General features: G+C 72.4%; 11 protein-coding genes. 2 read left to right on the top strand and 9 right to left on the bottom strand.

Annotation, left to right across the window (positions count from 1 at the left end):
• Window positions 1–146 precede the first annotated feature (146 nt).
• The 7 genes from OG702_RS21940 to OG702_RS21970 form a co-directional block, all read right to left on the bottom strand.
• On the bottom strand, window positions 147–437 hold the full coding sequence (locus OG702_RS21940) for a DUF397 domain-containing protein (protein WP_327290616.1): 291 nt from the start codon (window positions 435–437) through the stop codon (window positions 147–149).
• On the bottom strand, window positions 397–1,275 hold the full coding sequence (locus tag OG702_RS21945) for a helix-turn-helix domain-containing protein (protein ID WP_327290617.1): 879 nt from the start codon (window positions 1,273–1,275) through the stop codon (window positions 397–399). Before OG702_RS21945 ends, OG702_RS21940 begins: the two co-directional genes overlap by 41 nt.
• Window positions 1,276–1,393: 118 nt before the next feature.
• A complete protein-coding gene (locus OG702_RS21950) occupies window positions 1,394–2,068 on the bottom strand; it encodes an HD domain-containing protein (protein ID WP_327290618.1) in 675 nt (224 codons plus the stop codon).
• A gap of 171 nt (window positions 2,069–2,239) precedes the next feature.
• Window positions 2,240–3,001, bottom strand: a complete 762-nt coding sequence (locus OG702_RS21955) for an ABC transporter permease (protein ID WP_327290619.1) — start codon at window positions 2,999–3,001, stop codon at window positions 2,240–2,242.
• Window positions 3,002–3,041: 40 nt separating this feature from the next.
• Window positions 3,042–3,872 (bottom strand): ABC transporter permease, encoded by an 831-nt coding sequence (locus tag OG702_RS21960; protein WP_327290620.1) that lies wholly within the window; start codon window positions 3,870–3,872, stop codon window positions 3,042–3,044.
• Window position 3,873: 1 nt separating this feature from the next.
• Complete coding sequence (locus tag OG702_RS21965) at window positions 3,874–4,872, bottom strand: ABC transporter ATP-binding protein (protein ID WP_327290622.1); 999 nt, start codon at window positions 4,870–4,872, stop codon at window positions 3,874–3,876.
• Window positions 4,873–5,022: 150 nt separating this feature from the next.
• Window positions 5,023–7,929: a tetratricopeptide repeat protein gene (locus OG702_RS21970; protein WP_327290623.1), complete on the bottom strand. Its 2,907-nt coding sequence runs from the start codon at window positions 7,927–7,929 to the stop codon at window positions 5,023–5,025.
• Between the two features lie 210 nt (window positions 7,930–8,139).
• On the opposite strand from OG702_RS21970, the gene ypfJ reads away from it, so the two are divergent.
• The gene (gene ypfJ / locus OG702_RS21975; protein WP_327290624.1) at window positions 8,140–9,054 is read left to right on the top strand and encodes a KPN_02809 family neutral zinc metallopeptidase; all 915 of its coding nucleotides are present in this window, start codon (window positions 8,140–8,142) and stop codon (window positions 9,052–9,054) included.
• A gap of 7 nt (window positions 9,055–9,061) precedes the next feature.
• Here ypfJ and OG702_RS21980 read toward each other — a convergent pair whose 3' ends face one another.
• Entirely contained in the window at window positions 9,062–9,271 is a 210-nt protein-coding gene (locus tag OG702_RS21980) for an SH3 domain-containing protein (protein WP_327290625.1), read from the bottom strand.
• Window positions 9,272–9,622: 351 nt separating this feature from the next.
• Here OG702_RS21980 and OG702_RS21985 point away from each other — a divergent pair, with 351 nt between their 5' ends.
• Entirely contained in the window at window positions 9,623–10,333 is a 711-nt protein-coding gene (locus OG702_RS21985; RefSeq protein ID WP_327290626.1) for a copper homeostasis protein CutC, read from the top strand.
• Window positions 10,334–10,435: 102 nt separating this feature from the next.
• Here the strand turns inward: OG702_RS21985 and OG702_RS21990 are convergent, their stop codons facing one another.
• Window positions 10,436–12,505, bottom strand: a complete 2,070-nt coding sequence (locus OG702_RS21990) for a HelD family protein (RefSeq protein WP_327290627.1) — start codon at window positions 12,503–12,505, stop codon at window positions 10,436–10,438.
• Window positions 12,506–12,844: the final 339 nt, after the last annotated feature.

Here is a 12,844-nt window from a genome sequence, read left to right on the forward strand (position 1 = left end):
CCCCATGGCCTCGTAACAACGTGGTCCCACTCAGTACGCCAGGCACCCACAATTCAAGTATTGCGCCGAGCCATGCCGACGGCAGATCTTGTCCCCGCTGTGGCCTGCGCCGGCCTGATCGCCACCGGGCGGTTCCCGAGGCGGTCTCAGGCGGTGGGGAATTCGCCCCTGGCGGCGGCATCCACGAACGCGGTCCACGCGGCGGGCGTGAAGGCCAGGGCGGGACCCTGGGGGTCCTTGCTGTCCCTGACGGGGATGACGCCGGGGAGGTTGGCGGCGACCTCGACGCAGTTGCCGCCGTCGCCGCCGCTGTAAGTGCTCTTGCGCCAACTGGCGCTGGTCAGGCTGTCGCTGGCCTCGATGCATTCCCCGCCGCTGCCGCCGCTGTACGTGCTCTTACGCCATGTGACCGCCGCCAGCCTGTACTTCGGGTCCATGCTCGTACTCCTCGGCTACCGCTTCGATGAAAGTCAGGGAAGCTTCCGGCGGCAGGGCCGCCGCTCCGAGCAGATCGTATGCCAGGGAGAGGCGTTTGACGGTTGCCGGATCGTCCACGAGCATGCCGGTTTCCGCGCCGGGGAGGTATGCCATCGGGGCGTCGTCCTCGAACGCCATCAGCTTGAGCGGGCCGTCCATTCCTGGATGCGCGCCCGCACTGAACGGCAGGACCTGGAAGATGATCCGGTTGCGGTGGATCATCGCGGCAACGTGACGGAGCTGTGCGGCCATGACGGCTTGGCCGCCCACCGGGCAGCGGATCGCAGCCTCGTCCACGATGGCCCAGTAGAGCGGTCGGGTCGCGCTGTCGAAGATGCGTGCCCTGACCAGCCGGGCAGCCAGCCTCTCCTGTACCAACTCGTGGGCGAGTACCGGGTCGTAGGCGCGGATGACGGCCATCGCGTAGGCCTCGGTCTGGAGCAGGCCGGGGACCAGCAGGGGCTCCCATTGCCGGATGCCCGTCGTGTCGGCCTCCAACTCGACTACGTCGGCGAAGTGTTCGGGATACGGCGTGGCCCGGGCAGCGGCCATGTTCCGCACGAAGAAACCTCCCGCGTCCAGGACGCGGTCAAGCTGCTCCGCCATGTCCGGCTGGACGCGCCGCTCGCCGGATTCCATCTTCGCGATCAGCGAGTGCCCCACGAACAGCTTCTCGCCCAGGGCGGCCTGGCTGAGCCCGGCGCGCTCGCGCTGGTAGCGCAACTCGGCGCCGTACATGGCGCGCGGCGACTGTGCGGGGTCGAGCTTCTTCGCAGAGGAAGGCTTGCGTTCGGCCATCTCGTGACTCCCGTGCGTTCAAGGGGCGTGGGGGACCCGCACCCTGGCCGACAGTAGCGCGTACTACGCAATGTGTGGCGTGAATGGGTGAATACGTCCCCCGCCCGCGCCCCGGCGGCTACGCCTCCAGCAGTTCCAGCTCGGTCGTGAGGTTGCGGCGGGCGGTGCGTTCCCAGTGCTCCTGGCCGTACGGAGTGCGGAACAGCTCGGGCAGGTCGAGGAGTTGGCGCAGGACGGCCGCGCGGCCGTCGCGGAAGTCGGCGTCGGGGACGAAGGCGTATTCGGCGCGGACGGCGGCGGCGTAGGAGGCATAGGAGGACGGGTCGCCGGCGAGGACGGCGAGGTCGGCGTCGCAGAGCACCTCGCCGTTGGCGTCGCCGAGGGCGGGGTCGTGGGTGATGGTGAGGCGCACCAGGCGGACGACCTCGGACGCGCGGTCGTCAGGGACGCCGGCCTCGGACAGGGCGCGGCGGGCGAGGTCGGCGCTGCGCTCTTCGTTCTCGCTGCGGTCGGGGCGGTAGACGGCGTCGTGGAACCAGACGGCGAGCGCGACCGTGTCGGGGTCGTCGGCGTAGGCGGTCAGTTCGGTGGCGCGGGCCAGGACGTCCACCAGGTGGTCGACGGTGTGGTAGCGCCGCTGCGGCTCGCTCCACCGTTCCAGCAGCTCACGCCCGTACGGCTCAGGGTCGGGGCCGTCGTCGTCGGTGGCGGCCTGGCAGCGGCGCAGCAGGTGGTTCCACTCGGCGAGCAGTGCGTCGTAGCGGGGGTGGGCGGCGGCCCTGGTGTGCGGCATGCGGGCCATTGTGGCGGAATGGTGAACGTGGTGCCGGTGGGGGTACCTGGCGTGGCGTGACCACGCGAGGTGGCGACGGCTCGGCCGGATCCCACGTGCGCCGCCGGAACGGCGACGCACGTCGACACAGGCGCCGGAAGCGGCGGGGACCACGGCACGCCCCGGGCACGGCTACGGCACGAGCGTGCGCTCAAGCCGACGCAAGGCGACCGCCAGGGCGACCGCCCCGAAAACCAGCAGATACAGCGCGGCGAGGCCGACCCCGGCGTTCATGACGCCGAGGGACGGCTCCCGGATCAGCTCGATGCTCTGGTAGAGCGGCAGGCACTCGACCGCGACCTGCACCGGGCGGGCGTACACGCCGAGCGGGTAGAAGGTCGTCGCGAAGAGGAACATCGGCAGCATCACCAGCTGGACCAGCTGGAAGTCCTGCCAGCTGCGGATGTAGGTGACGACTGCCAGCCCCGTCGCGGCGAAGGCGAAGGCGATCAGCAGCGCGCCCGGCAGGATCAGCAGCGCCCAGACCGAGTGCACCAGCCCGAACGCGGCGATGGCCGCGCCGAAGACGACGGTGACGGCGGTGCCGCGCAGCAGCGCCCACGCGACCTCGCCGAGCGCCACATCGCGGATCCGCAGCGGGGTGGCGAGGATCGAGTCGTAGGTGTGCAGCATCTTGAGCTTGCCGTAGATGTTGAACGTCGTCTCGTTCATCGCCCCGTTCATCGCCGCCGTGGCCAGCAGCGCGGGCGCGACGAAGTCGACGTAGCCGACGGACGGGTCGCCGAGGCCCGGGACATGGCCGACGAGCGCACCGATGCCGACGCCCATCGACAGCAGGTACAGCACCGGTTCGAAGATCTCGGCCAGCAGCAGATACCAGGTGTGGCGGTAGATGACGAGGTTGCGTTCGACCAGGGCGACGGGGCCCGCCACGGCCGGTGACCTCCACAACGCGCTGAGCACGGCGGTCCTTTCAGCGGTTCAGCCGGCGGGCGTAGGCCCGGCGGGCCGCCCAGACTCCGGCGGCGGTGAGTGCGAGCAGGTAGCCGATGTGCACGGCGGTGGCACCGGTATGTGCGTGGCCGAGGGCGGCCGCGCGGGTCAGCTGCACGCCCTGGTAGAGCGGCGTGCAGGCGGCCACCGACCGCAGCCAGTGCGGGAGTTGGCTCACCGGGAAGAACGTGCCGGAGAACATGTAGAGCGGCATCACCACGAAGCGGTAGAGCCCGTTGAGGCGGCTCTGCCGTTCCACGGCCACCGCCCAGGCCATCAGCGGCGCGGCGAAGGCCATCCCGGTGAGCAGCACTGGGCCGGCGGTGAGCAGCGCGCGGAGCGGGCCGACGACCCCGAAGGCGACGACCACCGCCAGGAAGAGCAGCCCGCTGAGCAGCACCCGGAAGGCCACGAAGAGCAGGTGCCCCGCGAGGATGTCGGCGGGTCGCATCGGAGTGGCCGCGGCCGCCGGGTAGTTGCCGCGGGCGCGGGACGACTGGAAGACGGGGAAGGCGCCTTCGATGAAGCCGTTCTGCATCGCGGAGGCGGCGAGCAGGCCGGGGGCGAGGAAGTCGAGATAGGGCGTACCCGCCAGGTAGCCGCTGTGGTTGGCGTCCACCAGCTTGCCCAGGCCCGCGCCCATCGCGGCCAGGAAGAGCAGCGGGTTGGCCACGCTCATCACGACGGTGCCGCGCCATATGCGGCGGTAGCGGCGCATCCAGTAGCCGAACTCGCGCAGCGCGGGGACCCGGGCGACCAGGGAGTCGAGCAAGTCGGCGGCCGGCGGGGCGGTTTCCGTGGTGGTGGTCATCTCAGTCCACCAGCGTCCGGCCGGTGAGGGTGAGGAAGACGTCTTCGAGCCCGGCCCGCCGCACCAGCGCGGTCAGCGGCTCGACTCCCGCACGGTGCACGGCCGCGAGCGCGTCCTCACCGTCGTCGGCGTAGACCAGCAGCCGGTCGGGCAGCACTTCGACGCGGTCACCGATGCCGTCGAGCAGGCCGGTGACCTCCTGCTGCCGGTCCGGCGGGAAGCGCAACTCCAGCACCTCGCGGGTGCAATGGCGGGCGATCAGTTCGAGCGGGCTGCCCTCGGCGACGATCCGGCCGTGGTCCATCACCACGATCCGGTCGCACAACTGCTCGGCCTCGTCCATGTAGTGCGTGGTCAGCAGCAGCGTCACGCCCTGCTGCTTGAGCCGGAACAGCCGCTCCCAGAGCAGATGCCTGGCCTGCGGGTCGAGGCCGGTCGTCGGCTCGTCGAGCAGCAGGATCTCCGGCCGGTTGATCAGCGAGCGGGCGATCGTCAGCCGCCGCCGCATCCCGCCGGACAGCGCCTCCACCTGCTCGTCCGCCTTGTCCGCGAGCCGCGCGAAGTCCAGCAGCTGGGCGGCGCGTTCACGGATCACCGCGCGTGGCAGGCCGAAGTAGCGCCCGTAGACGAGCAGGTTCTCCCGCACGGTCAACTCGGTGTCGAGCGTGTCGTCCTGCGGTACGGACCCGAGCCGGGCGCGGATGGCCGGGCCCTGGGTCGCCGGGTCCATCCCCAGCACGCGCAGCCGGCCGCCCGATACCGGCGAGACGGCGGCGATCATGCGCATCGTCGTGGACTTGCCCGCGCCGTTCGGCCCGAGAAAGCCGAACGCCTCGCCGCGCCGCACGGTGAAGTCGATCCCCGCCACCGCCTCGGTCGGCGCGCCCTCCCCGCGCGGGCTGTGCACCTTGCGCAGCCCTGCCGCCTCGATCAACGCCACGGTCGCGGTCTCGGGCGGTGCCTCCGCCTGCGGTCCTTCTGCCGTGCCCTGCTCGGCCACTGTCGCCCTCCCGTACGTGCCCGCTGCCCGCTCGGGCGGGCGGCCGGGACATCCCACCAGAGGGGTGCCGCAAAATCAACGAGTTTTTCCGCAAGAACGCGACTCGGGGCAGTAATCTGTACGCAGCTGGGCCGGCTTTGGTGCAGCCCGTCACGGCTGACAGCTGAGTGCCGCCTGCGCGTCGTGCAGCTTCTGCCGCAGCGGCCCCAGCGCGGCGGGATCCAGCGCCAGCACGGTGTCGAGCTCGGCCAGATCGTCCAGCGCGTCGCGGATGTGCCAGACGCGCGGCCCGCACGCCAGGAACCGGTCCAGCTCGGCAGCGGCCTCGTTCCACTCGCCCAGGGCGCAGTGGACCGCCATCAACTGCGCCCGCACCCGGCCCCCCGGGGAGTCTCCGGCCGATGCCTCAGCGGCAAGCAGCTCCCTTGCCGTTCGCCAGTGATCGGGCTCTTCCGGCCTGCCGAGCAGGTGCAGGATGAGCGCCATATCCGCGTGGTACGCAGCGTCGCCGGCGTCGAGCTCGATGGCCCGGCTGAGCTCGGCGAAGGCCTCCTCGTAGCGTCCGACGGCGCGGCAGGTCCGCCCGCGGCTGGCGATATTCCAGTCGCTGGCGGGGTTGAGTTGGATGGCGCGGTCGAAGTCGGTGAGGGCGTCGTCGTAGTTTCCGGCGAGGCGGTGGGTCTCGCCTCGGCTGCCGATCATCCACTTGGCGTTGGGGTTGAGTTCGATGGCGCGGTTGAAGTCGGTGAGGGCGTCGTCGTACCGCTGCAGCGCGCGGTAGGTCTGTCCTCGGCTGGCGATGGTCCAGTCGCTGGCGGGGTTGAGTTGGATGGCGCGGTTGAAGTCGGTGAGGGCGTCGTCGTAGTTTCCGGCGAGGCGGTGGGTCTCGCCTCGGGCAGCGACGATCCAGTCGCTGGCGGGGTCGAGTTGGATGGCGCGGTCGTGGTCGGTGAGGGCGTCCTCGTAGCGACCCAGCGCGCGGTGGGTCTGTCCTCGGCTGGCGATGGCCCAGGCGTATAGGGGGGCGATCTCGATGGCGCGGTTGAAGTCGGTGAGGGCGTCGTCGTAGTTTCCGGCGAGGCGGTGGGCCTCACCTCGGTTGGCGACGAGCCAGTCGCTGATGTGGTGGAGTTGGATTGCGGCGGTGAAGTCGGTGAGGGCGTCGTCGTAGCGCTCCAGAGCGCAGTAGGTCAGCCCTCGGCAGGCTATGTTCACGGCCTCGTCGGGTTCGAGTTCGACTGCCCGGGTGAGGCTGGCGAGGGCCTGGTCGTACTGGCCGGCCAGGCGGTGGGTCTCGCCGCGGCCGTAGTGGGCGCGGGGTAGGTCGGGGGCGAGGGCGAGGGCTGCCGCGTAGTCGGTGAGGGCCAGGTCGTAGCGGGTCGCCATGCGGTGGTCGCGGCCGCGCAGGGTGTGGGCCAGGGCGCGGGCGGCCGGGGTCAGTTCGGGGGCCGCCAGCAGGTGGGTGAGGGCGGTGACCGTGCCGTTCGCCTCGTCGCCGGCGGCCACTTGCAGGCGGTTGCCCCAACTGGTCAGCGCGGCGGACGGGCTGTCGTGGCCGGCCTGGGTGAGGATCTGGGCCCAGCGGCGCAGGACCGGGATGCCCTGGTCGCAGGCTGCCACGAGGTGCGGGAGGGCGGCGGGCCAGCCGGTGGCCGGGTTGGCGCACAGGCGATGGTAGGCCTCGCTGAGCCGGTGCTCCTGGCCCTCCGGGTCGTCCCCGGGTTCGCGCTCCTCCCGCCAGCGGCGGTACGCGTCCGCCAGACGCAGGTGCTGCTGCTGCCACCGGGCGGCAGAACGGCCGCGCTGCAGGCGGAGCATGGGGGTGCGGACCACGTCGTGGTAGCGGGCGCGGCCCTCCCGGCCGGTCACGAAGGGCAGCCCGCGCAGCCACGTGTACTGCTCGGCGGCCGCCTCGGGGACGGCGGCGCGGTAGACGTCCTCGTCGAGGTGCAGCGGCAGCGCGCAGGCGAGGGCGGCGTCGCGGCGCGCCGGGTCGGTGATCCACTTCAGGAAGCGGTCGACGGCCGTGTCGGCGGGGTCCTCGACGTCGGTCGGATCCTGCGGGCGGGTCTGCGCGAGCAGATCGACCAGCACCGGCAGCCGGCCGGTCAGCCGCACGATGACCTCGACGACCTGCTCGTCCACGATGCCGTGGGCGGCCAGCAGTTCGCGGGCCTCCGCATGGGTGAAGACCTCCAGCGGCACGTCCCAGATGAGCCGCTGGTGGTCGGCCCAGTGGCGGGCGTCGAGCCGGCCCTGGCCGGAGAGCACCGCGATCACGTTCAGCGGCAGCGTCCCGTACTCCTCGCCGACCAGCACGTCCGACAGCCACTCGTTCAGCAGCGGCCCGGTGCGCTCGAAGACGTCGAAGAAGAACACCACCCACGGCCGCCGCTCCGCCGCCTTGCCCAGATCCTGGAGGAACACCGGAGTCAGCACCCGTAGGGGCGAGATGACGAGCTGGACGTCGTCGTGGCTGCGCAGCCGGGAGGCGACCATCGCCCGGAGCCGGTCCGCGCTGTGGTCCAGGCTCTGCGCGACCTGCTGCGGATCCAGCACGCCGGCCAGCGCCCCCGCGCCGGGCACCGGCAGCATGGACAGGCCGAGAACTCCCGCTTGGGCCACGACGGTTCCGGTCACCGACGCCTGGCCCGGCACGCTCGGATCGGCCGCGCCGAGCGCCTGGGGAGCGGTCTCCGCCTCGTGGCGGCGCAGCCGGTAGGTGGCCAGCAGATCCTGGAAGGCCCGCAGCGGCAGCCCCTGGCGCTCCATCTGGACGCCGATCGCCTCCATCGCCTCCAGCGGGCCGTGCACGTCGTCGTCGAGGTAGACCGTCTGCGCCTCCCGCGCCTGCGCGGCGTTCTCCCACTGCCGGACCAGCGACGTCTTTCCCACACCTGCGTTGCCGTGCACGTGGAAGAGGTACTGGAAGTCCTCGTCCTGCGGATTGCGCCCGAGGTTGTCGCGGAACATCGTCAGTTTCTCGGTCCGGCCGACGAAACCGCGGGCGGACTTCCGCCGGTTCAGCTCCTGCCGGGTCACCCGCTGCCTGGCCATCCCGCTGCTCCCTTGCCGTCGGCGCCCGCACGCCGGGCTGCTCCGCTCCCGCGCCGCCATTGTCCAGCGCCCCAACGCCCGCCGCCCGTACTTCACTTGACCCGGCCCGTTCTACGCCACCGGCCCGGTGCCGGATGGGGTCCCTGGGAGGGGGTAGGCGAGCGGGGCGACGCTGGGCGGGCCGGCGCGCTGCCTGAGGAGAGTCAGCGGATGGAGTTCGACGACAATGCCGGCCTGGACACCTCCGAGGTCCAGGACAACAGGGGCGGCGGGGCGCTGGGCGGGATCCCCGGTGGCGGGAGGACCGTGGGCGGTGGGGTGGTCGGGCTGCTGGTGGTGATCGCCTCGGTGGTCTTCGGGGTGAACCCGGGCGTGTTCAGCTCCGACAGCAGCAGCAGCAGCAGCAGCGGTACCGGTACGGGCGCCGGCGCCACCGGTTCCGGCGACCTCGCGGCGAACTGCCGCACCGGCGCGGACGCCAACACCAAGGACGAGTGCCGCGTCGTCGCCGTGGTCGACAGCGTGCAGGAGTTCTGGAAGGACACCGAGGAGGCCGGCGGGAAGTCGTACACCCAGGCCCCGACCCTGCTGTTCACCGGCAGCGTGAACACCGGCTGCGGGAACGCGACGTCCGACGTCGGGCCCTTCTACTGCTCCGCCGACGACAAGGTCTACCTGGACCTCGGCTTCTTCGACGAGCTCACCAGCAAATTCGGCGCCAAGGGCGGCCCCTTCGCCGAGGCCTACGTCATCGCGCACGAATACGGGCACCACATCCAGGACTTGAGCGGCACCATCTCCCGGGGCAGCGGCGAGGGCCAGAACAGCGGCTCGGTGAAACTGGAGCTCCAGGCCGACTGCTACGCCGGGGTGTGGGCCCACCACGCCACCACCACCCCGGATCCCAAGAGCGGAAAGCCGCTGATCACCGAACTGACCCAGGCCGACATCAACCTGGGCCTGGACGCGGCCGCCGCCGTGGGGGACGACCGCATCCAGCAGAAGTACCAGGGCAAGGTCACCCCGGACACCTGGACCCACGGCTCCGCGGCACAGCGCCAGCAGTGGTTCAGCACGGGGTACAGGTCGGGCAAGGCCGCGAGTTGCGACACCTTCGGCCAGTGACCGTGTCCTAGGCGTCCGGGCAGACCGGGACGGGGCCGAGGTTGTCGATGTAGCGTGCGGTGGCCCAGCCGGCCGGGTCCTGATCGAGGCGGTACCAGAGGGAGTTGCCCTCGACGTCCTCGCCGGTGGTCTTGCAGGTGAGGGCGACGGTCCGGCCGGGCCGGAGGCTGCCGACCGCGGCGGACCGGGTGGTCGGCGCGCCGCGTGCGCATGCCACCGCAAGTGGCAGTCACCTGGGGGCGCGGGGAACTGCGCGCTCAGCCGTCCACCGGCCGGTGGTCCGGATGCGACAGCAACAGCCCCTTTCGCCCGGTGGCGACGTGCACCCCGTCGACGGCCGGTCGCTCCGTTCTCCCCCAGCGCTTCGCCTGGGGGTACCGCCACGCGCGGGCACCCCCTTCCCGAAGGGGCACCGCACAGCCGCCGCGCCCAGCGGATGGGCACCCCTCGCCGAGAGGGAGCCGCCCAACCCCGGCCCAGGGGTGGGCAGCCCCTGCCGAAGGGGGACGTGGGGGGCAAGGGGCACCCGGGGGTCGCGTGCCGCGTAGGCATGTGGCAAGGTGGCCATATGTCTAGACCAATCTTCGAGGTGATCGCCCTCGGCCCGGACGACGCCGTCGCAGCCCAAACCGGCGGAGCCGACCGCCTCGAACTGGTCACCGATATGGCCGCGGACGGCCTCACCCCTTCCCGCGCGACCTTCGGCACGATCCGCGCCGCCGTCGACATCCCGCTCCGCGTGATGCTGCGGCTCTCGGACGGCTTCAGCGCCGGCGGCCCGAGCCGGCTGGACGACCTGTGCGAGGCCGCCCAGGGCCTGCGCGCCGAGGGCGCCGAGGAGTTCGTGCTCGGCTTCCTCGACCCGCTCGGGGCCGCCGACCTCGACGCCGTCCACGCGCTGGTGGACGTGCTCGACGGCTGCCGGTGGACCTTCCACCGGGCCATCGACCGCGCCACCGACCGGGACGCCGTACGGCTCCAGCTCGCCGGGCTGCCCGGCCTCGACACGTATCTGACCGCCGGGTCCGCGGACGGCGTGGCCGCCGGGATGGACGTGCTGTGCGCGGAGGCCGCGCGCGGCGGCGAGCCGGGGTACGAGCCGCGGCTGCTGGTCGGCGGCGGGCTGCTGCTCGACCACGTGCCGGAGCTGCGGGCGGCCGGCCTGGACGCCTTCCACGTCGGCGGCGCGGTCAGGGCCGGCGGCTGGGCGGGCCCGGTGGACGCCGACGCCGTACGGACCTGGCGCACCGTCCTGGACACCCCCGTCGCCGTGGGCTGACGGGCTCGCCCGCGTCAGCGTCCGTAAACGGTCCCGGACGCCGGCCGGCGGCTCCACCTACGGAACCGCCGGGACACCGCCCAGGTCAGGGCGGCGTCGCGTTCAGTCCGCGAGCGCCGCGGGCAGCGGCTGCGCGTGCAGGACGGACAGGCCGGACACCGCGCGGGTCAGGGCGACGTAGAGGCGGCGCAGCCCGGTGCGCGCGTCGGGCTCGGCGGCCACGATCCGCGCGGGCTCGTCGAGCACGACGTAGTCGTATTCCAGGCCCTTCGCGAGCGACGCCGGCACCAGCGTCAGCCGCGCCTCCGCGGAGGTCTCGGCTCCCGGCGGGAGATACGCCAGCCCGGCCTCGGCCAGCGCCGCGCCCAGTGCCGCGATCCGCGGGTCCGCCGCGATCAGGCCGATCGACCCCTCGTGCCGCAGTGCGTCCTGGCACGCGGCCACCACCGCCGCCTCCAACTCGCCCTCCGGCACCGCCCGTACGCCGAAGTCGCCGCCTGCCTCGCGTACCGAGGACGCCGGGGCCAGGTCGGGGGCGATCTGCGGCAGCAGCCGGGAGGCGTACGCGATGACCTCGCGCGGCACGCGGAAGCCGCGGGTCAACTCCTCGACCCTCGCGTCCGGTTTGCCGAGGTGGCGCAGCGCCTCCGCCCAACTGGCCGTCGCCCAGGGCGTGGTGCCCTGCGCGATGTCACCCAGGACGGTCGCAGAGCCGGTCGAGCAGCGCCGCCCGACCGCCCGGTACTGCATCGGTGACAGGTCCTGCGCCTCGTCCAGCACCACATGGCCGAGCGAGGCCGTGCGCTGCACCAGGTCCCGTGCCTCGTCGACCAGCACGGCGTCGGCCGCCGACCACTTCGCCGACGCGAGGCCCCGCGCGGGCTTCTCCCACAGGATCGCCTTCTGCTCGTCCGCGTCGAGCAGCCCGTCGGCCGCTTCGGCCAGGAACTCCGGGTCCGACAGCAGCCGCAGCACCAGCTTCGCCGGATCGACCGGCGGCCAGCACGCCTTGACCGCCCCCTTGACCGCCGCGTTGCGTGCCACCGCGTCCTGCACACGGTCGTCGGGCGCCTCGCCCGCCCGCTCCATCTGCACCAGCACCGCATGCGCGATCCGCTGCGGCAGCGCGTCGTGCGCGGCGCCGTAGCGGATGTCGCGCTCGGCCATCTCCTGGACGATCTCCGCCAGTTCGTAGGCCGGCACCCGCCAGCGCCGGGACCCCCGGACCACCATCACCGGCTCGGTGGGCATCCTGATGCCGGAGCGCACCGCCCGGCGCAGCACCTCCGCCATCCGGGCGTCGCCCTTGACGCGGGCGGTCCCCGCCGAGTCGGCGCCCCGCAGCGGCACATGGGCCACCAGGTCGTCCACCGTGGCCTGCTTGACCTGGAGTTCGCCCAGAGCGGGCAGCACCTGCTCGATGTACTGCAGGAAGGAGGCGTTCGGCCCGATCACCAACGTGCCCGTACGGGCCAGGCGTTCACGGTGCGCGTACAGCAGGTACGCCACCCGGTGCAGGCCCACCGCCGTCTTCCCGGTGCCGGGCGCACCCTGCACGCAGACCGTGCCGCCGACCCCGGCACGGACGATCTCGTCCTGCTCGGGCTGGATCGTCGCCACGATGTCCCGCATCGGGCCGACGCGGGGCCGTTCGATCTCCGACTGCAGCAGCTTGCTCGCCGTGTCGGCCTCCGCCGGGTCCGTCAGGTGCTCGTCCTCGTAGGCGGTCAGCTCCCCGCCGGTGTAGCCGAAGCGGCGGCGCAGCCGCACGTCCATCGGCTCGGCGCGCGAGGCGCGGTAGAACGGCTGCGAGACCGGGGCGCGCCAGTCGATCACCATGGGATCGCCCTCGGCGTCGTGCACATGGCGGCGCCCGATGTAGAAGCTCTCCCCTTCCGCGCCCTCGGCCAGCTCCGTGCCGGGCGCGTGGCCGTAGTCGAGGCGGCCGAAGAACAGCGGGGTGTGGACCAGGTCGGCGAGCGCCTTGATACGGACCTCGATCTCGCCGGCGAGGATCCTGGCGTTCACCCAGTTGCCGGTGACATCGGTGATGTCGAGCGCCTCGACGTCCTCCCGCATGGCCCGCAGTGCGGCCCGGGACGACGACAGGTGGTCGCGCTCGCGCTGGAGGGGATCGGGGGTGTGGGCGTGGATCGGGGCGTGCGAGGGCACGGCTTCGCCTCCGGCGGGGGTACGTGTACGCGAGGAGGCCGACCGGTTTCCGTCCGGCCGGCGGCACTCCCGTCCGGGAGGCGTCCGGGAGGCGGCAAGACCGGAGATGTTACGCCCCGGCGGCGGGGGACGCGAACGGTTATCCGCGCCCCGGCGCAGCGACGCGCCCCGGCCCGGCGACGCGGCGCGGACCTGCCGCTACGCGTCCGGGGGGAGACTCAGGGACGACCCTGAGACCGGGGTAGGGGTCGGAGGTCCGACCGGGGGGTGATCTCCGGGGGCGAGATTTACGCCCTCAGTCCGACGCGGCGGGGGTGTCCGATTTCGTACCGTTGAGAC

Source organism: Streptomyces sp. NBC_01198 (assembly GCF_036010485.1).
GTDB lineage: Bacteria > Actinomycetota > Actinomycetes > Streptomycetales > Streptomycetaceae > Actinacidiphila.